This window comes from Fundidesulfovibrio sp. (genome assembly GCF_058402725.1).
In genome coordinates this window covers 1-22,465 of sequence record NZ_JBZVFJ010000060.1, presented here as the reverse complement: position 1 = coordinate 22,465, position 22,465 = coordinate 1, and the positions used below count along the sequence as shown (strand labels likewise).

At 70.0% G+C, this 22,465-nt stretch carries 14 protein-coding genes; 10 read left to right on the top strand and 4 right to left on the bottom strand.

What is annotated here, in order from left to right; translation table 11 throughout:
• Together ACV4UX_RS09595 and ACV4UX_RS09590 are read right to left on the bottom strand one after the other, a co-directional pair.
• Positions 1–1,699 (bottom strand): transporter substrate-binding domain-containing protein (locus ACV4UX_RS09595; RefSeq protein WP_491593082.1); only part of this gene is annotated, 1,699 nt, incomplete at its 3' end.
• A 293-nt stretch (positions 1,700–1,992) separates the two neighbouring features.
• A complete protein-coding gene (locus tag ACV4UX_RS09590) occupies positions 1,993–2,919 on the bottom strand; it encodes a RecB family exonuclease (RefSeq protein ID WP_491593081.1) in 927 nt (308 codons plus the stop codon).
• A gap of 341 nt (positions 2,920–3,260) precedes the next feature.
• Between ACV4UX_RS09590 and ACV4UX_RS09585 the strand changes: the two genes are divergently transcribed.
• From ACV4UX_RS09585 to ACV4UX_RS09575, 3 genes are all read left to right on the top strand, one after another.
• Entirely contained in the window at positions 3,261–3,800 is a 540-nt protein-coding gene (locus ACV4UX_RS09585) for a hypothetical protein (protein ID WP_491593080.1), read from the top strand.
• 204 nt (positions 3,801–4,004) lie between these two features.
• Positions 4,005–4,445, top strand: coding sequence for a hypothetical protein (locus ACV4UX_RS09580; protein ID WP_491593079.1), 441 nt, complete (start codon positions 4,005–4,007; stop codon positions 4,443–4,445).
• A gap of 65 nt (positions 4,446–4,510) precedes the next feature.
• A complete protein-coding gene (locus tag ACV4UX_RS09575; RefSeq protein ID WP_491593078.1) occupies positions 4,511–4,996 on the top strand; it encodes a hypothetical protein in 486 nt (161 codons plus the stop codon).
• Here the strand turns inward: ACV4UX_RS09575 and ACV4UX_RS09570 are convergent.
• Complete coding sequence (locus ACV4UX_RS09570; RefSeq protein ID WP_491593077.1) at positions 4,945–8,118, bottom strand: UvrD-helicase domain-containing protein; 3,174 nt, start codon at positions 8,116–8,118, stop codon at positions 4,945–4,947. The two genes, ACV4UX_RS09575 and ACV4UX_RS09570, sit on opposite strands and share 52 nt — an antisense overlap.
• Before the next feature lie 131 nt (positions 8,119–8,249).
• Between ACV4UX_RS09570 and ACV4UX_RS09565 the strand changes: the two genes are divergently transcribed.
• The gene (locus tag ACV4UX_RS09565) at positions 8,250–8,564 is read left to right on the top strand and encodes a hypothetical protein (protein WP_491593076.1); all 315 of its coding nucleotides are present in this window, start codon (positions 8,250–8,252) and stop codon (positions 8,562–8,564) included.
• 9 nt (positions 8,565–8,573) lie between these two features.
• Here the strand turns inward: ACV4UX_RS09565 and ACV4UX_RS09560 are convergent, their stop codons facing one another.
• Positions 8,574–11,024 carry an AsmA family protein gene (locus ACV4UX_RS09560; protein WP_491593075.1) on the bottom strand — a complete coding sequence of 817 codons (2,451 nt, stop codon included), beginning with the start codon at positions 11,022–11,024 and terminating at the stop codon, positions 8,574–8,576.
• A 46-nt stretch (positions 11,025–11,070) separates the two neighbouring features.
• On the opposite strand from ACV4UX_RS09560, the gene ACV4UX_RS09555 reads away from it, so the two are divergent.
• The 6 genes from ACV4UX_RS09555 (at position 11,071) to ACV4UX_RS09530 (ending at position 22,360) form a co-directional block, all read left to right on the top strand.
• Positions 11,071–11,940 (top strand): pseudouridine synthase, encoded by an 870-nt coding sequence (locus tag ACV4UX_RS09555; RefSeq protein WP_491593074.1) that lies wholly within the window; start codon positions 11,071–11,073, stop codon positions 11,938–11,940.
• A gap of 68 nt (positions 11,941–12,008) precedes the next feature.
• Positions 12,009–12,785, top strand: coding sequence for an ABC transporter permease (locus tag ACV4UX_RS09550; protein WP_491593073.1), 777 nt, complete (start codon positions 12,009–12,011; stop codon positions 12,783–12,785).
• 3 nt (positions 12,786–12,788) lie between these two features.
• On the top strand, positions 12,789–13,526 hold the full coding sequence (locus ACV4UX_RS09545; RefSeq protein WP_173084267.1) for an ABC transporter ATP-binding protein: 738 nt from the start codon (positions 12,789–12,791) through the stop codon (positions 13,524–13,526).
• Complete coding sequence (locus ACV4UX_RS09540) at positions 13,527–18,353, top strand: FtsX-like permease family protein (protein ID WP_491593072.1); 4,827 nt, start codon at positions 13,527–13,529, stop codon at positions 18,351–18,353. It begins immediately after the preceding gene.
• 40 nt (positions 18,354–18,393) lie between these two features.
• Positions 18,394–20,373 carry a DUF6785 family protein gene (locus ACV4UX_RS09535; protein ID WP_491593071.1) on the top strand — a complete coding sequence of 660 codons (1,980 nt, stop codon included), beginning with the start codon at positions 18,394–18,396 and terminating at the stop codon, positions 20,371–20,373.
• Positions 20,374–20,401: 28 nt separating this feature from the next.
• On the top strand, positions 20,402–22,360 hold the full coding sequence (locus tag ACV4UX_RS09530) for an OPT family oligopeptide transporter (RefSeq protein WP_491593070.1): 1,959 nt from the start codon (positions 20,402–20,404) through the stop codon (positions 22,358–22,360).
• Positions 22,361–22,465: the final 105 nt, after the last annotated feature.

The following is a 22,465-nucleotide window of genomic DNA, read 5'->3' as shown; positions in this document are numbered from 1 at the left end:
CCACCGTCTTGTCCAGGAGGTGCTCCATCCTGGCAGGGGCGAAGCCCGCAGCATCCTTGCGACTGAAGTCGAGCATGCTCGAGACGATGCGCGCGGCCCTGACCCCGGCCTCCCGGATGGCTTCCAGCGTGGGGAGGATGTCGCGCCTTTCCATGTAGCGCCGCACGTCCTCGAAGGAGCAGCCCTCCTGCGCGGCAACGTTCGCGTTGGCAGGCATGTCGCTGGTCAGGCGCCGCTTGAGCACCTGGACGCCCAGCAGCATGCCGCCCAGGGGGTTGTTGATCTCGTGGGCCATGCCCGCTGCCAGCCCCCCCACGCTCATCATCTTTTCCGTCTGGATCATCAGGTCCTGCATGCGTTTGCGCTCGGAAACGTCGGCAAAGAGCGTGGTGGCGGCCCTTTCCCCCGTTCGGAAGACGTAGACGGAGTAGAGGCCTTGGATCGACTGGTCCTTGTAGGACAGTTCGAAGGTGCGCATGCCGCTCTCGCCCAGCGCGACCCGGCGGTAGATGTCCGGGATGTCCGTCCCCGCCAGACCAGGGAAGGCCTGTTCGATCTCCATGCCGATCCTTGCGGCGTGCAGGTTGCCCATGATCTGGTCCGCGGCGGGGTTGGCCGCCGTGAGCACCAGCCTGCCGTCGTCCTCCAGCCGGTAGAAGTGCATGCCCATGGGGGAGGATGCCACCACGCTGCGCAACCTCTCCTCGGAGGCCCGCAAGGCGTCCTCCGTGCGCCTGCGCTCCTCCACCTCGCGGTGCAGGCGGCGGTTCCACCAGAGGATCACCCCGACCACCAGCACGGCGGCCCCGCCGCCCTGCCAGAGGATGCGTCGGAACAGCACCGGGTTCACCAGGGACGAATAGCCGAGCCCCATCCAGCGCTGGCGGATGGCGTCCGTCTCCTCGAACGTGAGGGAGGCCAGGGCCTTCTGAAGAATCTCCGCAAGGATGGCCCGGTCTTTGGGCACGGCCATGGAAAGCGGGTTGTCGCCCCACTTTGTGGGGGCGGCCACCTTGAGATTGTTCAACCCCAGTTCCTTGATCAGATAAGAGGCCACTGCCAGGTCCACGATGCACGCCTCGGCCCTGCCGAAGGAGACGGCCTCCAGCATGGCCGAGGTGTCCGGCTCGAAGACGTAGTCGAGCGTCAGTCCGGGGTGTTCGTTGCGGACCTTGCTGATGGTGGCGAGCGCCTCCACTTCGGCGACCTTTCGGCCACGGAGGTCATCGACGGAACCGATGAACGGTCCGTCGGCGCGGCTGACGATGACCAGCGGATACGACAGGTAGGGCGTGGTGAATGCGAGGTATTCTTCCCGCTCCACGGTCCGGGAGATGCATGGGTAGAGGTCGATTCCCCCGGTCTTGCCCATCTGCAGGGCCTGGGCGAAAGTGATGTCCCAGACGGGCTCCATGCGCACGCCCAGGCGCGCTTCCAGGATTTTGACCGTGTCCGCCGCGACGCCCCGGAACGCCCGGGCCTCGCCCGCCTTTTCCACGAACTGGAAGGGGGGGAACGCCACGCCCACGCCCATCTTGAGCACGGGATGCTCCCGCAGGAAGGCTCGCTCTTCGGGAGTGAGCGCCAGGTGGGGCGGTTCGGCCGCCCGGGAGGCCGCTGGGGCGCACAGCGCCAGGATCGCCGCGCACAAGGCCGCGATCAACGCCAGGATGCGCGGTTCGCAGCCCGGGAACGCCATGGGAAACATCCCTCGTGACCTGGCGGAACAGGCTAGCCGGTCGGTTGAACCAGTCAGTCTGCGGATCATGATTCTTCATCGCTTGAAGGGGGCTGGGCGTCAAGCAGGGTGTTTCGAAAGGGGAGGGGGGCCCGGCTTTCGGATGTCTGGGAAGCGGGGGGAGCCGAAAGGCCGGGACGCAGAGCCCGGTCTCCGGAAGACGGTCCGGTCCGACGCGTGCGACCTCCGTCGCCGCCGCCTGCCCGCGCCTTGCCGCGAGCGCGCTGCAGGGGGATCTCCCCGCGCCGGGGCCGTCAGTCCGCGCCGCTCGCCGTGCAGGCCTGGCTCCAGGCGCACCAGGCGCAGGCGTGCGAGGGCAGGGGAGCGAAGACAGGCGTCTCCAGAATCATGCGCAGCACGAAGCCCGCCAGGGCCGGAGTCTGCTCCCGGATGCGCCGGGAGCGCGCGTCGTCGTCTTCCTTGTCCCCGAAGAGGGGAACCTCCCGGCCGTCCTGCCCCAGGCAGACGAAGGCCGCGTCGCGGGCCTCGGCGCCGGTGGCCTTCCAGAGGGCGTGCAGGTAGAGCGGCAGCTGGATGGAGCCGAGCTTCCGGGACAGCTCCGGGAGCATCTCCAGGCCCGCCGCCACGTCCCCGGCGTCCACGGCGTCCCACACTTCCGCATCGTCCCAGAAGCCGCGCGCGGGCTTTTTCGCCCCCCCGGTCTTGTAGTCCAGGATCACCAGACCGTGCTCGCGCCGGTCCAGGCGGTCGATGACGCCGCTCAGGCGGCAGGGCGAGCCGGAGAGGTCCAACTGGGCGTCGATGCGCTTCTCCAGCTCCAGGGGCGTGCAGGCCGGGGAGTTTTCCGCGAAGGCCGCCAGGCGTCGCGCCCCGGTGCGCTCCAGGAGCAGGCGCGCGTGGGCGGGCATCTGCCGGAAAAAGGGCGCCTGGGCGAGCTTTTCCGCGAACAGGGCCTGGAGCCGCGCGGCGTCGGGCTCGCCGGGGGCCAGGGGGCGGTTGAGCAGGGGGCGGAAGAAGTCCTGGAGCACCTCGTGCACCAGTTGTCCCAGGGCCGGGGGATCGCCCTCCTCGGCCACCTCGTCCAGGGGTTCCAGAGGCGTGAGGTACTTGAAGAAGAAAGCCAGGGGGCAGCGCAGGAAGCTGTCCAGCAGGGTGGGTGAGACGCCCCGGTAGCGCAGGTGCGTGATCAGCTTCTGGCGGCAGGCCCGGGTGTTCTCCACGTCCGGCTCGGGGGGGGCGCACCCCGCGCAGGGGCATGGTGATGAGCCTACGGGGCTCCGTGCCCGGGGGGATGATGCGCCCGGCGCGTTTCTCCTCCTCCCAGAGCAGCTGCTCCACGTAGCGGCTGGGCTGGCTCTTGCCGTCCAGGATGCCAGGCTGCACGCCCGAGGGATAGAAGATGCCCACCTCGCGCGCCCCCTGGATGAGGCGGTAGAAGGTGTGGGCCTGGGCCAGGTCGCGCTCGCGCTGGGCGGGCAGGCCCAGGGCCTCGCGCAGGGGGTCCGGGAGCAGGGGGTCGGGCTTTGGCGCGCCGGGCAGCGCCTCTTCGGAGGCCCCCAGGATGAACACCCGCTCGAAGGTGAGCAGACGCGTCTCCAGCATGCCCAGCACCTGGAGCCCGGAGAGGGGGTCGGCCTGGAAGGCCACGCGCTGGCGCTCCAGGAGTTCGCGGGCCATGGCGCGCACGGCCTCGGGCGGAAAACGCTCCAGGGAGATGGTGCTGCCGTGCAGCTCCGGGATCACCTGGTCCATGAGCCGCGCCAGGCAGGCGGCGTCGATGACGAAACGGTCCCAGCGGTCGCCCGCGTGGAGCGGGTCCAGCAGCAGGGAGGCCAGCCCGGAGAGGGCCTGGGCCATGGCCATGGGGGTCTCCACGTCCTCGAAGGCCGTGAAGCAGGTTTCCACGACGCGCCCGAGCAGGGCCAGGGCCTCGGGGTCCGCGCCCTGGGGCGACCACGCCACGGGGTCGAGGAATTTTTCGCCCTGGCGGATGGCGGCCTCCCAGTCGTGGAAGAGCACGCGCAACGGCGTGGCCTCGCCCACGCGCAGGAGCTTGAGCAGGGGATGGCGCAACAGCGCGATCACCTCGCGCCAATGGTAGCCGCCGGGCATGCGGCCGTCCTGGAGGCGCAGGATGGTCTCCACCAGCTGGGCCAGGGGGGAGCGCCCCAGGGGATAGCCCATGGAGACGTTCACCCCGCGCTCGGGCAGGTGGTGCAGGACGGGCATGAGCATGCTCGTGTCGGGCAGCACCACCGCATAGCCCCGCGCGTCGCTGGCGGCGTCGAGTTCGCGGCGCAGGGCCATGAGCTGGGAGTGCAGGTCGAAGCCCTGGTGGAAGACGACGCTCGCCCTGCGTTGGGGCTCGGGCTCTCCGCCTGCGGCGAAGAGGCTGAACTGGTCGGTGCGGGTGCGCCACGAGGGCAGGGGCGAGCGCGAGCCGTCCTCGGCCAGCACGGCCCGGGCCTTCCAGGCCTTGAGCCAGCGGACGTGCGCCTCGCAGGACCAGTGGGGCTCTCCGCCCGGGCGGGCCACCTCGGGGTCGGTGTGCCAGATGATCTCGGCCTGGCCCGCGCGCCACAGGGGGCGCAGCAGGGCCTCCTCGGAGCCCGAGAGGGCGTGGAAGCCGCAGGCCAGCGCCAGGGTCCCCCCCAGGGCGTTCAAGGCCTCCTCGGGCCTGGCGGAGGCCAGGGAGCGCAGGAGCCCCGGCGTGGAGCCGCCCATGTCCAGAAGCTCCCGGCGGTAGGCGCGCTGGATGGTCCCCAGGTTCTCCAGCAGGGCAGCGGCCGTGGGCACGGCCATGTCCTGCACGTGGTCCAGGTCGTCGGCGTCCACTCCGTGCTGGAAGAGGTCTTCCAGCAGGCGGGCCAGGCGCAGGCCCCAGGGGAGGAAATCCTTCATGGCCTCGGGGAAGGGGCGCTCGGGGCCGCGCGGCCCGATGCCCAGGCGCGTGACCACGCCGTGGAGCACGCCCGCGCGGTCCAGCTCCGAGAGGGGGCGCAGGGGTTCGGGGTGCAGCCCGGAGGCCAGCGAGGCGAAAAGCTCGTCGATGGAGAGCGTGCGCGGCAGGAGGCAGGGCTTGGGCAGGCGCTCGTCCGAGGCGAGGCGCTCCAGGAGGTAACGCTTGGGCCTGCGGTGGGGGAAGAGCAGCAGCACGTTCTCGAAGCGGCCCTGGAAGCGCTCGCGCAGGTGCGCGGACAGGCCGGCCATGAAATCGCGGTCCCAGGGGACGACGGTGACGGGCTTCACGATGCGCCTCCGGGGAGGACCTCGCGCAGCACGCGAAGGTCCACATAGGCCAGGAGGCCCAGCGCCGGGCGTCCCTCGCCCTGGGGCAGGGCCTGGGCAAGGGCGAGGTAGCGGCGCAGCTGCTCCTGATGGGCCGGGTCTTCCCGGCCGGTCTTGTAGTCCACCACCAGGGTGCGGGCAGGGGTGAAGGCCAGCAGGTCCGGGCGGTGCACCCTGCCGTCGGCGTCCAGGAGTTCCGCCTCGCGCAGGCCCAGGTGCAGGCAGGGCGCGAAGACCTCCTGGGCCAGGAGCCATTCGAGCCCTTCGGCCAGATCCGCCGCGGCTTCGGGATCGTCCAGGCCGGCGAGGGCCAGGGCGCGCTCCACCGCGCCGCGCGCGGGCTCGCCGGGCCGGTGGAGTTCCAGGGCCTTGTGCAGCGCGACGCCCCGGACGCGTTCGGTCAGGCGCAGGCGGTCGGCGGGGTCGCCCAGTTCGCCCCGGCTGATCTTGAGGCCGGGCAGCCAGTCCAGGGGCGTCCCGGCGGCCAGGGGCTCGGGCGGGGCGGGGTGGTCCTGGGCGTGGGGCGCGGGAGCGGGGGAGGGCACCAGCAGGGCCTGGCTGGGGGGCGTGACGCCCAGCACCACGTCCTCGCCTCCGGGGTGTCCGGCGGCCTGGAGGAGCAGGCGCGCCGCCTTGGCCAGGGGATGGCGGTTCTCCAGCTTTTCGGCGGCGGGCAGGAAGACGTGCAGTTCCTCCACGGGGCGGGTCCAGGCCACGTAGAGCAGGTTCACCTGCTCCAGGAGGTCCTTGGCCGTCTGGAGGCGGCAGGCCTCGCCCAGATCCTTGCGCAGGGGCACGGTGACGGGCGTGCCGTCCAGGTCGACTCGGGCCATGCGGCCCGGGCGCGCCGGAGGGAAGAGATGGAAGGGAGCCACGGCCACGGGGAACTCCAGCCCCTTGGCCTTGTGGATGGTGAGCACGCGCACGGCCCGGGCGTCCTCGGGCTGGGGGATCTTCTCCTCGCCGCCGTGCTCGCGCCAGAATTCCAGGAAGGACGAGAGCGAGCCCAGCCCCTGGGTCTCGGCGTTGTGCACCAGCTCCAGGAAGCGGCGCAGGAACACCTCGTCCTCGGGGTAGGCCTCGAACACCTTGCAGGCCTCGAAGAGCTCCCAGACCAGGTCGTAAGGGCCGGCCGGTCCGGCGCCCTTGAGGAAGGGCTCCACCAGCCTTTTCCAGGCGTCGGGGAAGTCGGCCCGGAAGCGGCGGTAGAGGGGGCCCTTGGCCTGGGCCGCCAGCCAGTCGGCCAGGGCGCGCGGGTCCAGGCCCTGGGAGCGGCAGAAGAGTTCCCGGCAGGAGAGGAAGCCCCAGAGGGCCATGTTGTCCGGTGGATAGTCCAGGAAGGCCAGGAAGGAGACCGCACCGCGCACCACCGGATGTTCCGCCAGGCGCAGGCTGTTCTCAGTGACCACGGGCACGTCCAGGTCCACCAGCCACTGGGCGGCCTTGGCGGCCTCGCCGTTGGTGCGGGTGAGCACGGCCACGTCGGAGGGGTCGCGCCGGGAGAGCAGGTCGCGGACCACAAGATCCTGGAAGGCCTCGCGCACGGCCTGCTCGTGCTCCCCGGACGTTTCGCCGGGCAGGAAGCGCACGCGCACGAGCCCGCGCGCGCCTTCGCGTCCGGGCGGGGTGTCCTGGGCGCAGTCGGCGAAGGCCTGGGCCAGCTGGAGGCGCAGAGCCTCGCGTTCGGGCTCGGTGGCCTCGGGCAACAGCGCCAGGGCGGTCAGGCGTCCGGGCTCCTCGGCGGCCAGGGCCGAGAAGACGCGGTTGTTGAAGGAGACGATCTCCGGGGAGCTGCGCCAGTTGCGCCCGAGGGATTCGCGCCGGGGCTCCGGGACCATGGCCGTGAGGGCCGGATCGCGGGCTGCCGCCTCGAAGAGTCCGGCCTCGCCGCCGCGCCAGCCGTAGATGGCCTGCTTCACGTCGCCCACGTAGAAGAGGCTGCCCCCCTTGGAGAGGCACTCGCCCGCCAGCTGGGCCAGCACGCTCCACTGCCCCCGGCTGGTGTCCTGGAATTCGTCGATGAGCATGTGGTGCAGGCGCGAGCCCAGGCGGCACCAGGCCTCGGGCACGCCTCCGGCCTCGGCCAGCAGGGCGGCCACCCCGGCGGGCAGCTGGGAGAGCAGGGCCACGCCGTTGTCGCTCCGGTAGGCCTCGAATGCCTCCAGGAGCAGGTTGCCGAAGTCCAGGAAGGGCTTCCAGGCCAGGGCCAGGGCGAGCAGCGCGCCGCGCTCCCGCGCCGCCCGGCAGCGGTGCTTGAGGTCTGCGAAGCGCTGCTCCATCTCCGGCGTGGCCAGACGCCTGGAGGCGGCCAGGAGGCAATCCTCGATGGAGGCCTTGAGGGAATAGGCCGAGTCGGGCATTGCGCCCAGGCTCGGCAGATTTTCCAGGGCATCGAGATACTTGGCGAAGTTGGACGCGGGCTTGGCCCCGGCGGCTTGCAGGGCCAAACGCAGGTCCCGGGCCTTGCGGATCACGTCGTCGCGCAGGGCGTCGGCCTCGCCGCGCGCGGCGCGGGCGTCCCAGACCGGGGCGGGGCCGTGCTCCACCAGATGGGCGAAGACGCCGCGCAGGCGCTCGCGCACGGCCCCGGCGAGCCAGAAGCCGGAGGACGAGCCGGATTCTGTCAGGGAGTCGGCCATGGCCTCCATGAGGGTCCTGGCCTGGGGAGGCAGTTCGGCCGATCCGGCGGTGAGGGCGTCGAAGAGGTCGTCGAAGACGGCGTCCTGGTCGAGGCTGGTCTCGAAGTCCGGGGGCAGGCCCAGTTCCAGGGCGAAGAGCCTGGCCAGGCGGCCGAGGAGGCTGTCGATGGTGCGGATGTCCAGGGTCTGGTAGTGGCGTAACAGGCGTTCCAGCAGTGCCAGTGCCTTGCGGCGGTCTTCGGGGCGCTGGAAGTCCGGATCGGGCTGGCCCAGCGCCAGGGCCTTGAGCGCGCCGAGCACGCGCTGGCGCATCTCGGCGGCGGCCCTGTTGGTGAAGGTGATGGCCTGGATGGCCTCGGGGCCATAGGCTTGGTCCGGCTGCGCGCCGCAGGCGGGTCCCGGCGCGCCGCTGGCCATGAGCAGGGCGAGGAAGCGGCGGGTGAGGCGGTAGGTTTTGCCGGACCCGGCCGATGCGTGGAGTTGTTCGATCATGGCGTCCGGCATTGTGTAAACCCTTCGCGCGCCTTGGGCAATCACCTGGATGCGTGGAGGGCGTCGGAGAGCCTCACATTGCGGGCACGGGAATTGCTTGACGCCTCGCGAGACCGGCAAGGAGGCCGACCATGCACGCCCTGCACCATGCCCCGGACCTCAGCAAGCCCGAACAGGCCCGGCGGGTCGCCCGCAGCCTGGGCCTGGGAGAGGCCGCCCTGAACGAGGTGGACTTCGACGACCTTTTCGTAAGCGAGGACGTTCTCAAAACCCTGCACGGGCTGGCCATGGACATCCTGCGCGAGTCCCGCGACGCCCCCATCATCAGCGCCTACTGGGTGGACGACTCCCGCGAACTGCTCCTGTGCGCCGACGCCGGGGCGGACCTCCACCTGGTGCGCGTGCCCGGCAAGCACTGGTCGGTGCGGCCTGCGGAATCCCACTGACGGGGCGTCCTATTTCTTCTTGGGGCCTCCCAGGATGTTGCCCAGAACGTCCAGCGCGCCCTTGCCCACATCGCCCGGGGCCTTGATCACGGCTCCGGGCGCTCCTGTCACGGCGTCCAGCGCGCCCTTGGCCGCGAGACCGGCCAGGGCCGCCGCATCCACGGTCACCCCCGGCGACTCCAGGCTCCCCTTGAGTTGCACCGGAATGGCCGCCAGCCTGGCGAAGCGCACCAGGAGCCGGTAGTCCAGGGTGCGGGCGGCCAGGTTCACCGATCCCTGACCCTCCACGCGATGCGGCGCGGCGACGGCCACGAGGTCGTTGCCCGTGGCCACGCCGTCGGCCACCGTGAAGCTCCCCGTGACCGATTCGTAGCGCGTGCCGCCCTGTCCCGAGCCCTGGGCCGCCACCTTCTCCGGCGTGGAGAAGGCCGCCGGGGTGAGGTCCACGCCGGGAATCAGGCCGTCGCGCAGGGAAAAGGAGAACCGCCCGCCCAGGCTGGAGAGCAGGCGGGCTTCGTCGTCGCCCCGGGCGGTCAGCGCCGCATTGAGCCCCGCGCGTCCGGTGATGCGCGCCTTGCCGGTCAGATCCTTGAGCAGCGGCTCCAACTGGACGCCATCGGCCTTTGCCTTGAGCGAGAGGGGCCGCGCGGCCCCGGGCTCCAGCCCTGCGGAGGCGCTGGCCTGGAGCGTCCCCTGGTAGAGGCTCAGGCGCAGGGGGGCCAGCTCCAGGGATTTCTCCCGCACCTCCAGGCGCGCGTGCACGTCGCGCATCCTGAGCTTGGCGGCCTTGAGCGAGGCCACGTCCACCACGCCCGACACGTCCGCCGGAGACCCGGACGGCGCTGCCCCGGCCTGGGGCGCCTTTCCGGCCTCTTTGGCCGGAGCGGTCCCGGGCTTCTCCCCGGCCCCGGGAGCGCTTGACCCCGGAGCTCCGGCCCGCCCGGCGGGCAGCAGGGCGTCCAGGTCCAGGGACGCGGCCTTGAGGGCGAAGGACACCCTGGGCCTGGGGGCCGAACGGTCCACGTCGGCCGTGAGCGAGAGGGGCTGGCGGTCCAGCTGGAACTCGCGCGTGGAAACCTTGGTCCGCTGGCCACGGTGCTCGAAATCAACGGTCCCGGACAGGGATGCCAGGGCGTCCGGCCCGGCGGGGCGGGCGGCCACGCCCAGGCGGCGCATCACCGCGCGCGGCTCGCAAGGGGCCAGCGCCAGCGAGCCCTTCACCTCGGGAACTTCCCCCGCGAGCGCCGCCCGGGCCGAGCCCGAAAGGTCCAGGCCCAGGGCCGAAAGCTTCAGGGTGGAGATGTCCACGCTCTCCGAGGCCTTGTCGGCCGCGAACTCCAGGGAGAAACCCGCAGGACCGGCCTCGGGCAGAGCCACGCCCAGGCGGCCCAGGAACGCGCCCAGGTCGAAGGTGTCCGAGGCCAGACGGGCCGAAAGGCGCTCGGCCCCGGCCCGCCCCCCTGCCAGTCCCTCGGCGCGGGCCTCGCCCGCGAGCTTGAGCCCCATGGCGTCCAGGGTCAGGCCCGTCACCTGGGCCGCGCCTTTGGCCAGGTCGGCCCCGGCGTCCAGGGCCAGGGCCACGGCGGCGGGCTCGGCGGGCAGCAGCCCGCCGGAGGCCTTGGCGGCCAGGCGCAGCCCCTCGGCCGCGAAGGCCTGGGAGGTGAAATCGGCCCGCAGCGTGCCCGAGGCCGTGGTCTCGGCCGAGCGCACCGGCAGGCCTTCGCCGGACAGGGTGGCCTTGAAGGCCGCGTCCGCGAAGACGAAGCGCAGGGCCTCGGGCCAGGCCTGGCCTTTGCCGGAAAGCTCCAGGCGTCCAGAAGCCTTGGGCGAGGCGAGCGCGTAGTCCAGCGAGAAGGCGACCGGGAAGCTCGACCCCCGGGCGATGTTGCGGCCCGTGAGCGTCACGTTGTCCAGGCGCAGCGCCGTTCCGGAAGCCTGGTCCTCCCAGGAGAGGGCGCACCGGGACAGCTCCAGGGCTTCCAGGCGGTAGTCCAGGAGGATGCGCTGGTCCGTCTGGGTGACCACCACCACCTGCTCGCCCTCCACCGCGACGGACTTCACCTTGGGCGTGGGCAGGTTGAGGCGTCCCTGGGCGTCGCGCCGCAGGTTGAGCGCAAGCCCGCTCACGGTCACGGCTTCCACCTCAACGCGCCCGGAAACCAGCGGCAGGAGCCTGAGCGACACCTTGGCCGACCCCAGCGCGGCCAAAGGGGCGGCCCCGGGCTGGTCCAGCGGCGAGCGCAGGGTGACGCGCTCCAGGGAGACCGAGAGGTCGGGGAAGAAGGTACTGGCCAGCGGGCCGTCGAAGGAAGCCTCAAGCCCCGTGGTGTCTTTCAGAACCGCGCCCAGGCGCTCCTTGAAAAGATTGAGGTCCAGGGTGGCGGCCAGGGTGGCCAGTCCGGCCAGGGCCAGAGCCAGTATACCCCCCAGAATGATGGCGGCGCGTGCTGCGGGTTTCATGGTCATGCTCCTTGGAAAGGCTCACGATGTCCTATAGACCCTCCCCATGGACAAGACAAATCAAAAGGTGATCGTGGTGGATGCCGGGCTTGCGGGGCTGCGGCTGGACCGTTTCCTCAGCCAGGCCTGCCCCATGGCGTTGCGCGCGGCGCGGCGTCTGGTGGAGCGCGGCGCGGTGACGGTGGACGGACAGGCCTGGGGCTCCACCCGCAAACTGCGCGCCGGGCAGGAAGTGCGCCTTCCCGCCCAGGAGGAGCAGACACTCCCGGCCATCCCTTCGGGCGGGGGCGATGCTGCGCTCCTGGCCGAGGACGGCCGCTACGCGGCATTTCGCAAACCGGCCGGGCTGCATACGGTGTCCCTGGCGGGCGGCGGCGGCGAGAGCCTGGAGGCCATGCTGCCGCGGCTGAGCCCGGAGTGGGCCGTGAAGCTGGTCAACCGTCTGGACCGCGACACCTCGGGCATCGTGCTGGGGGCCTACACCCCGCAGTACGAGGAGCGCTTCAAGGAACTGGAGAACCAGGGGCTGGTGCTCAAGCGCTACCTTGCGGTGGTCCAGGGCGTGCTGGAGGGGCCTGCGGCCGTGCGGCGAGCCCTGGACACGGCCAAACGCTCCAAAACGCGCATCCTGGCCCAGGACACCCCCGACGCCTTGCGCTGGACCACGGTGAAGCCACTGGCGCGCCTGGGCGCGGACACCCTGGTGGAGGCGCGCATCGCCAAGGGGGCCAGGCACCAGATCCGGGCGCACCTTTCGGCGCTGGGCCATCCGCTGCGCGGGGACGCCCTGTACGGCGGGGATGGGGAGGGCCCCTTCCTGCTGCACCACTGGAGCGTGGCCCTGGACGGCTTCGAGGCGAGTTGCCTGCCGGATTGGGATGGAGTTGAAGTTCCGCTAGAGCTTTTGCGTCCGTAGCGCTCCGGCCCAGCGCGGCCCAGACAGTGCGGCGCTTCCCATTTCCGGGGAAGTGGGATAGAGGAGCCATGGTGGCATTCCAAGACAGGACGCGCATCATCAGCATGGATCAACACCCCCCCGAATCATCCGTCTCCGGCCCGGGTCCGGCCTCCGTTCCGTCCGGGGGGGATGCGGGCGGCGTGGCCCGCCAGGTGGTGCTGCCCCTGGGCAAGTCCCTGGATATCAGCATCAAGAGCCTGCAGGTGCGCTTCTTTCGCTCCCTGATCACCGTGACCAGCCTCGTGCTGGCCGTGGCCTTCCTGGCCTTCACGCTCTTCGGGCACGACGTGGCCATGGGCCTGCTGGCCTCGGGGGACCCGCAACTGCAATCCGACCTGGTGAAGGCCGGGTACGACCTGGCCCCCGGGCGTTTCCCCGGCACCTATGTGGTGGCCTCCAGCGCCAAGGACCGCTGGCTGGTGATGCTCTCGCTCCTGGTGTGCGCGGTGGGCATCGTCAACGCGCAGCTCATGGCCGTCACCGAGCGCTTCCGCGAGATCGGCACCATGAAGTGCCTGGGCGCGCTGGACAGCTTCGTCCTGCGCCTCTTCCTGCTGGAGGCCGGGATGCAGGGCGTGGCCGGGTCCGTGGCCGGGGCGCTGCTGGGCGGCCTGGCGGGCCTGGCCGTGGGCGTGCTGCGCTTCGGCCTGGCCGCCGCGCGCCACGCCCCCCTGGGCGACATGGCCTGCTCCCTTGGCTGGGCCGTGCTGGCCGGGTTCCTTTTGAGCCTGGCGGGAGTCTCCTATCCGGCCCTGGTGGCCTCCCGCATGCCCCCGGTGGCGGCCATGCGGGCCGAGGAATAAGTCATGCCGCAGACGCACAACATCGTCAGGGTCGCGGGGGTCACCAAATCGTTCGAGCTGGGCAAGCTCACGGTGCAGGCCCTCAAGGGCGTGGACCTCTCCATCCGCTCCGGTGAATACCTCTCCATCATGGGGCCTTCGGGGTCGGGAAAATCCACGCTTTTCAACATGATCGGCGGCCTGGACAAGCCCACCACAGGCAAGGTGTTCATCGACGAGGTGGACATCGCCCAACTGGACGCCTTCGAGCTGGCCTGGCTGAGAAACCGCAAGATCGGCTACATCTTCCAGACCTTCAACCTCATCCAGGTGATGACGGCCCTGGAAAACGTCACGCTGCCCATGACCTTCGCGGGCGTCCCCGACGACGAGGCCGCCGAGAAGGGCCTGGAGCTCCTGGGGCTGGTGGGCCTGCGCGAACGCCACGCCCACAGGCCCATGGAACTCTCCGGCGGCCAGCAGCAGCGCGTGGCCATCGCCCGCTCCCTGGCCAACAACCCCGCCATCGTCCTGGCCGACGAGCCCACCGGCAACCTCGACCTCACCACCGGCGAGGAGATCATCACCCTGCTCAAGAACCTCTCCAGCCAGCGGGGCGTCACCGTCATCAGCGCCACGCACGACTACAAGATGCTCAACGTCTCCGACCGCGTGGTCTGGATCCGCGACGGGCGCATCGACAAGATCGAGGAGCGCGACCAGCTCAAGATCGTGGTCGGCGGCATCGGCAAGGAACACTAGATGAGGCGTCTGGCGACCCTGGCCCTCCTGCTGGCCCTCTTCGCCGCCTGGTCGGCCCCTGCGCGCGCGGCCAAGAAGCAACAGCAGCAGGATGCCCCGCCCCCGGAACTTCTCGAAGCCTTCGGGCGCGACCCAGCCGCCGCACTGGCCTCCCTGGGCGACCGCTCCCTGGGCTCCGCGGGGGCCGCCCGCGCCGCCGCCCTGGTTCACGCCTGGTTCGCCTCCCTGGGGGCGGGGACAGCAGGCTTCCAGGATTTCCCGGCCGTGGCCAAGGTGCACGGCCCCTGCTCCATCCTGGTGGACGGCCAGGTGCTGCCCCTGCACCAGACCGACCTCAACGTGCTCACCCCGGCCGCCGCCTCGGGCCTGGAAGGCCCCCTGGTGGACGCGGGGCAGGGCGAACTCTCCGACTTCAACGGCAAGGACGTGGCCGGGGCCATCGTGCTCATGGACCTGGACTCGGGCAAGAACTGGATGAACGCCGCCCTGCTGGGCGCGAAGGCCGTGGTCTACCTGGACCGGCGCAAGGAGTCCGACCCGGCTTTCAAGGGCTTCTACGAGGACAAGCTGGAGCTGACCCCCGTGGTCTTCCCCCGCTTCTGGGCCGATGGGGAGCACGCCGGCAAACTGGCCGCCTCCGCCGGGAAGCGCGCCGCAGTGGAGTCGCGCGCGGCCTGGAATCCGGTGCTGGCCCGCAACGTCTATCTTTTCCTTCCCGGCGCCGACCAGACGCTGGCCCGCCAGATCGTGGCCGTGGAGGCCTTCTACGACAGCCAGGCCTTCGTGGCCGGGCGCTCCCCGGGCGCGGACGAGGCCTCCTCCCTGGCGGCCCTCATGGACGCGGCCAGGGCCTGGACCAGGAATCCGCCCAAGCGCTCCGTGCTCCTGGTGGCCACGGCGGGGCGCTCCCAGTCGCTCCTGGGCTGGCGCGAGTTCCTGGCCGCCTATCGCGTGAAGGGCAAGGAACTGCGCACCCTGCGCCGCGACCTGGGAGACAAGGCCAAGGCCGCCTCGGAACTGTTGGCGGCCCTGGACGCCCCGGAGGTCCGCCTGGACGACCCCCTGCTGGCCAAGGGCCTGGACACGGCCCTCAAGGACGAGGTGGACCGCGTGACCACCCGGCTCATGCGCCTGCGCCTGGACGAAGCCGCCAAGGACCAGCCCCTGCTGGCCCAGCTCACCGCCCGGCGCGAGGCCCTGCGCGCCCTGAGCTGGCGCGGCGGATTCGCGGGCTTGGGGGAGGCCGAGGCCCGGGCCGTTCGCGAACTGCTGCCCGACGTGCGCGCCGCCGCCCAGATCGATGAGGCCGCCGCCAGACGCCGCCTGGCCGCCGTGGAATCGGCCCGGGAACTGCGGCAGCTCACGGGCGATGCCGAGATCCTGGCCGCCGCCTCCCTGCACCTCTCCAGCCACGGCGACGGCGTGGGGGCCTTCAACGACGGCTGGCTCTACGCCCTCAAGCCCGAGATCAACCGCGTCCAGGCCTACTCCGGGCTTTCAGGCTTTTTGACCGACGCCGCCAAGGGGCTGGGCTACCCCCAGGGCGCCATGCGCTTCGTCAACGGCCTGCGCGCCGACCGCTCCCGCCCCTGGCGCAGCTACTTCGTGGACAACCCCCAACTGGGCGGCGAGGTCTCCGCGCTCTCGGGGCTCCTGGGCTTCTCCCTGGCCACTGTGAACGACGGCCGCCCCCTCTGGGGCACGCCCGACGACCTGCCCGTCCATGTGGACAAGGCCAATCTGGCCCGCCAGTCCGCCCTGGCCTCCGGGCTGCTCCAGGCCCTGGCCGAGAAGCCCTTCGAGGTCCCGGAAACCCTGCCGCGCAACGGCTTCGCCACGCTCACCGGGCGGGCCAAGTTCATCCGCCAGGGCGAGCTTTTCCCGGACCGGGCCGCCCCCGGCACCGTGGCCCTGGTCTTCCAGGGCGAGAGCCGCTTCCTGGCCATGGCCGACTCGGCCGGGGCCTTCACCGTGGCGGGCCTGGCCGACAGCAAGCACGTGCTGGACAAGGCCATCATCGAGGCCTACCGCTTCGACCCCGCCACAGGGCAGGCCGTGTGGGCCGTGGACAAGAAACAGACCGGCAAGGAGGCCTACCGCCCGCGCCTGCGCAGGCTCGTCTCCGAGACCGACCTTGTGATGTTCGGCTGCCGCCAGAGCACGGTGTTCTCCACCTTCGACCCGCGCTCCTTCCGCTACTTCACCAAGGTGGAGCTCCTCGACGGGCGGCGCGAAGCCGAGCCCCAGCGCTACTGGTTCTCGCGCCTGGACACCCTGGACTCCACGCTCTTCACGGTGTTCCTGGAGCCGGGCACGGCCTACAAGCTTCTGCTTTCGGACACGGTGCTCACGCGCAAGATGCTCCTGCTCAACGCCACCCCGGAGGACCCGCCCGGCAAGGGCTACCCCGTGGACGCCTGGCCCACGCTCCCCTGGACCGAGCTGCGCGCCGCCTCCGACATGTGGGACCTCATCGGCCCGCGCGTGCGCAACCTCGAAAATCACGGCATCTTCAACGAGCGCATCCGCGCCATGACAGACGAGGGCAGGGCGCAGCTGGCCAAAGCCGAAGAACTGCGCCGGGACGGGCGCTACGACGAGGCCCTCTCCCAGGCGCGCGCCTCCTGGGCCTTTGCGGCCAAGGTCTACGCCGACGTGGAGAAGACCCAGAAGGACGTGCTCATGGGCGTGCTCTTCTACATCGCCCTCTTCGTGCCCTTCGCCTACTGCATGGAGCGCCTCTTCTTCGCCTTCACCGACATCCACAAGCGCATACTGGGCTTCCTGGGCATCCTCACGGCCGTGATCGGCGTGATCTACAACGTGCACCCGGCCTTCAAGCTCACCTACAGCCCCCTGGTGGTGATCCTGGCCTTCTTCATCATCGCCCTGGCCGGAGTGGTGGCCTTCATCATCATCATGCGCTTCGAGCAGGAAATGGAGGAGATGCAGCGCCGGGCCAAGCACGTGAAGGCCTCGGAGATCGGCAAGCTCAAGGCCTTTGCCGCCTCCTTCGCCATCGGCGTCACCAACCTGCGCCGCCGCAAGATCCGCACCAGCCTCACTTGCGCCACCCTGGTGATCCTCACCTTCACCATCATGAGCTTCACCAGCGTGCGCAGCGCCCGCGTGGACCACGCCGTGCGCTTCTCGCCCCAGAGCACCTACCAGGGCGTGATGCTCAAGGACCTGGGCTGGAAGTCCATCCCCGTGGAGGCCGAGAACGTCCTCGCCGACCAGGCCGGGCAGGGCCTCTCCGCGCCCCGCGCCGTCATCGAACCGCGCGACCGCGTGAGCGCCTTCGTCACCCAGGTGAGCGGCCCCAAGGGCTACGAGACCGTGCAGGGCGTCACCGGGCTCTCCTGGGCCGAGGCCCGCGTGAGCCGCATGGACCGCATCCTCACCGCCGGGCGCTGGCTGGAGGAGGGCGAGCGCCGCGCCGTGCTCCTGCCCTCGGCCCTGGCCGAGCGCATCGGGGCGGTCCCCGGAGGCCATGTGGACCTCTGGGGCGAACGCTTCACCGTGGCGGGCATCTTCTCCGGCAAGGAACTCGACGCCCTCACGGACCTGGACGGCGAACCCCTCACCCCGGTGACCTTCCCCAGCGAGACCGCCGTTGAGGTCTCGGAGTCCGAGAAGGAGGCCGTGGAGTCGGGCGAGGACGTGGTGAGCTTCCAGGGCCGCTACCAGCACGTGCCCGGCGAGCAGACCATCATCCTGCCCTACGAGACCGTCATGAGCCTGGGCGGACAGCTCAAAAGCCTGGCCGTCTCCGGCACGGCGGCCCGGGAACTGGCGGGCAAGCTGGCCGACCGCTTCGGCCTGACCATCTTCGCCGGGCTCCCCGAGGGCACCTTCGTCTTCCACTCCACCGACGCCATCAATTACGCCGGAGCCCCCAACATCGTGGTGCCCCTGGCCATCGCCATGCTCATCGTGCTCAACACCATGATCGGCTCGGTCTACGAGCGCAAGCGCGAGATCGGCGTCTACACCGCCGTGGGCCTGGCCCCCACCCACGTCTCGTTCCTCTTCATCGCGGAGGCCCTTGCCTTCGCCGTGCTCTCGGCCGTGATGGGCTACATCCTGGCCCAGACCGCCGCCGCCCTCCTTTCGGGCACGGCCGTGTGGTCGGGCATGACGGCCAACTACTCCTCGCTGGCGGGCGTGGCCGCCATGGTGCTGGTGATCCTCGTGGTGCTGCTCTCGGTGATCTACCCCGCGCGCGTGGCCGCCAACATCGCCATCCCCGACGTGAACCGCTCCTGGACCCTGCCCGAGCCCAAGGGCAACACCATCACCGCCACGCTGCCCTTCCTCATGCACATCCGCGAGCAGGACTGCGCGGGCGGATTCCTCCTGGAGTATTACAAGGCGCACCAGGACGTGTCCCACGGGCTGTTCTCCACGGCCGAGGTCCGCCAGGACTTCGTCTGCCCCTGGAAGGACCCGGGGGCCGGTCCGCACCCCGGCGAACTGCACGGCGAGTTCTGCTCCCTGGACTCCTGCCTGCGCATCATGGCCCGGGTGTGGCTCGCGCCCTTCGACTTCGGCATCAACCAGCACGTGACCATCACCTTCTCGCCCGCCATGTGGCACCCGGGCTACCTGGAAATCCAGGTGGAGCTCACCCGCGAGGCCGGCGAGGCGGGCATGTGGAAACGCCTCAACAAGGGATTCCTGGACGACCTGCGCAAGCAGATGCTCGTCTGGCGCTCCCTGGACGAAGAGCGGCGCGAGGCCTACGAACAGAGCGTGGACGTGAGCACCAAGAACCCGGAGGCCCACGCGGCCCAGCCTCAAACCCGGACCCAGGCCCAGGCCTGAACCCGGCAGAACGGTCACTGCGGAAAGAAACGGCAAACGCATGAAACAAAGCGTCATCAGGCCCCGGGCGGTCGTGCTGGGCGTGCTCGCGGGGGCCTTGCTCTGCCTGGCCACGCCCTACAACAACATGTACCTGGCGGCCACGCCCCTGGGCGGCGGCCACTTCCCCCTGGCCCCCTTCATCCTGCTGGTGTGCCTGACCATCCTCACCGCTCTGGCCGCCCGCATCTTCAGGACCGCGCCCCTCTTCAACGGCGCGGAACTGCTGGGCTCGTGGATGCTCGCCGTGCTCATGTCGGGCATCGCCTACACGGGGCTCATGCGCACGTTGCTCATCAACCTGACGGCCGTGGACCACTTCGCCTCGGCAGGCAACCGCTGGAGCGAGACCCTGGCCCCCCTGCTGCCCCAGGCCTGGACCCTCACCGACCACAGCGCCGTGGAACTGCTCTACAACGGCCTGCCCGACGGCCGCCGACTGGGCTGGCTTGAGCTTCTGAAGCGCATCCCCTGGAGCGCCTGGGCGGGGCCCATGGCGGCCTGGGGCGTGTTCATCGGGCTCACCTGCGTGGTGATGGTGTGCATCGTCAACCTCTTCAGCCGCCAGTGGATCGTCAACGAGCGCATGAACTTCCCCCTGCTGCGCCTGCCCTACATGATGGAGGAGTCCTTCCAGGAGGGCAGGGTGGGGGCCTTCTTCACCAACGGCTTCCTGCTCACGGGGCTCATGATCCCGGTGGTGCTGCACACGGTCAACGGGCTTTCCACCTACATGCCCTCCGTGCCCCAGATCCCCACGGTGCTCCTGGCCGGGCCGTACTTCCCGCGCACGGGCCTGTTCATGGGCTTCAGCAAACTCAAGATCTACCTCATCCCGGCCTTCGTGGGCTTCGCCTTCCTCACCTCGCGCCAGATCTCGCTCAGCTTCTGGGTGTTCTTCGTGCTGGGGGGGCTGCTCACCGGGGCGCTCGCCCTGGTGGGGCTGCACACGCCGCCCTCGGCCCTGGGCGTCACCTTCGGCCCCACCCTGACGCTGGTGGAGGAAACCCAGATGATCGGGGCCTACGGCGTGTTCTTCCTCTTCGTGGTCTGGCTCGCGCGCGACCACCTGCTGGAGGTGGTCCGAACGGCCTTGGGCAAGGGGGAGGCGCGACCGCGCGAATCCGAGTGGTTCTCCACGCGCCTTGCCTTCTGGGGTCTGGTGGCCGGCGGGGCGGGGCTCATGGCCTGGTGCGCGGCCTTCGGGATGCCCCTTGGGGCCACGGCGCTGCTGCTGGGCATCTTCTTCGTGGTGATGGTGGTGGCCAGCCGGGTGATCTGCCAGGGCGGCATCGCCTATTTCACGCTCACGGCCGCGCCCTCCGACGGCCTGCTGGCCCTGTTCGGCACGGGCCTCTTCAGCCAGGCCGGGTTGCTCATGGGCGTGGTGCTCCAGAAGATCCAGTTCCTGGATCTGCGCGAGTCGCTCATGCCCTCCCTGGTGCACGCGGCCAAGGTAGGCGAGCCGGTGGCGCGCAAGCGGCTCTATTTCGCGGGCATCTGTCTGGCCATCGGGCTGGGTGTGGTCGTGTCCTTCACGGCCATGCTGGCCTTGTGCCACAAGGTGGGAGTGCGCGACCTCCAGGCCGAATGGGAGATATCCTCGGTGCTGCGCGTCTACGAGGACGCCCAGCGCCTGCTGGAGGCCCCCTCGGGGTTCAACCCCTGGGTGGTTTCCTACGCGGGAGCCGGGGCCGCGGTGATGCTGGGGCTCATCCTCTGCTTCCAGCGCTTCTACTGGTGGCCCCTGCACCCGGTGGGCTACCTGACCATGTACAGCTCCTCCATGCGCATCCTCTGGTTCAGCTTCTTCGTGGGCTGGCTGTGCAATCACGCAGCGCTGCGCTACGGCGGGGTGGAGTTCTTCGCCAAGGCCCGGATGCTCTTCATCGGGCTCATCCTCGGGGACTTCCTGATGGGCGGCGTGTTCGCCGTGGCCGGGCTCTTCCTGGGCCAGAGCTATCAGGTGCTGCCCTCGTGAACGGCTCGTCCAGGACCGGTGACTGACCATGTACGACGACAAGGAACTCAAGGAATACCGGGACCTCCTGGAAACCCCCGCCCACTTCGAGGAGGGGTTCGACTGGAAGACCATCGCCGGGGCCATCTTCATCGGCTTCCTGATGATGCCCGGCTCCATGTACCTGAACCTGGTGATCGGCGCGGGCATCGGCCCCGCCGCCCGCTGGGTGACCATCATCCTCTTCGCGGAAGTGGCCAAGCGCGCCTATTCCGACCTCAAGCAGCAGGAGGTGTTCCTGCTCTACTACATGGCCGGTGCGGCCATGCATTCGCCGTTCTCGGGCCTCTTGTGGAACCAGTACCTGGTGCAGTCCGACGCGGCCAAGATGCTGGGGATCACGGAGTTCATCCCCTCGTGGGTGGCCCCGGGGCTGGGGTCGGAGTCGCTCACGGAGCGCACCTTCCTGCACCGTGACTGGCTCACGCCCATCCTTTTGCTCATCGGCTCCCAGATCGTGCAGCGCGTGGACCACTTCGGCCTGGGCTACGCCCTCTACCGCATCACCTCCGACGTGGAGAAGCTGCCCTTCCCCATGGCCCCCGTTGGGGCGCTTGGCACCATGGCCCTGGCCGAGTCCGCAGAGGAGCGCAAGACCGGCTGGAAGTGGCGCGTGTTCTCCATCGGCGGGGTGATCGGCATGCTCTTCGGCAGCGTCTACGTGCTCTTCCCCGTGGTCTCGGGGCTCATTTTCACCGAGCCCGTGCGCCTTATCCCCATCCCCTGGATCGACCTGACACGGCACACCGAGGCCGTCATGCCCGCCGTGGCCACGGGGCTCCAACTGGACCTGGGCCTGGTGTTCACCGGCATGGTGCTGCCCTTCTGGGCGGTGATCGGCGGTCTGGTGGGCCAGCTCATCACCTTCGTGGCCAACCCCATCCTGCACGAGCACGGCATCCTGCACCGCTGGCACCCGGGCATGGGCACAGTGGACACGGTGTTCGCCAACAATTTCGACTTCTACCTGAGCTTCGGCCTGGGCCTGGGCCTGGCCATCGGGGTGATCGGCATCTGGCACGTGGTGCGGAGCTTCCGCAAAGGGCCGGGCGGCGGTGTGGACTACCGCCAGGTGTTCAAAAGCCATCCCGAACGGGGGGACATCAACTTCTGGGTGTCCGTGGCCATCTACGTGGTCTCCACGGCCTGCTACGTGGCCCTGTGCCTCTGGCTGGTGCCGGATTTCCCCTGGATCTTCTTCGTGCTCTACGGCTTCGTCTACACGCCGGTGATCTCCTACATCACGGCGCGCATGGAGGGCATCGCGGGCCAGTTCGTGAGCCTGCCCCTGGTGCGCGAGGCCAGCTTCATCGCCGGGGCCAGGTTCTTCGGCTACCACGGCATCGAGATCTGGTACGCGCCCATCCCCATCCACAACTACGGCAAGGCAACCGTGGACTTCCGCGAGATCGAGCTGACGGGCACGAGCCTGCGCGGCGTCATCAAGGCCGAGATCGTGGTCTTCCCCGTGGTGATGATCGCCAGCCTGCTCTTCTCCCAGTTCATCTGGCAGCTGGCCCCCATCCCCTCAACGGCCTACCCCTACGCCCAGGAGCTGTGGCACCTCCAGGCGCTCAACAGCCTGCTCATGCAGACCTCCACCCTGGAGGGCAACTCGCTCTTCTTCCAGGCCCTCAACGGGCACTACCTGGGCGCGGGCCTGGGCCTGGGCCTGGTGACCTACGCGGCGCTCAACGCCCTGGGGCTGCCGGTGCTCCTAGTGTACGGCGTGGTGCGCGGCCTGGGCCAGCACATCCCCCACGGGCTGGTGCTGGAGGTGATCGGGGCCTTCCTGGGCCGCTGGTACTTCCACAAGAAGTACGGGGCCATGTGGAGGCAATACGCCCCGGTGCTTCTGGCGGGTTTCTCCTGCGGCATGGGCCTTACGGGCATGTTCGCCATGGGGCTCACGCTGATACTCAAGAGCCTGGGCAAGCTGGCGTACTGAGCTTCGCCCGCTGGCCAAGGATTGCTTTGACATGGCTCGGCGTCCGTCCTATGCGTGGAATGCCGTTATCCCCTGACGATCGCGAGGAGGGCAAGGCCATGTCCG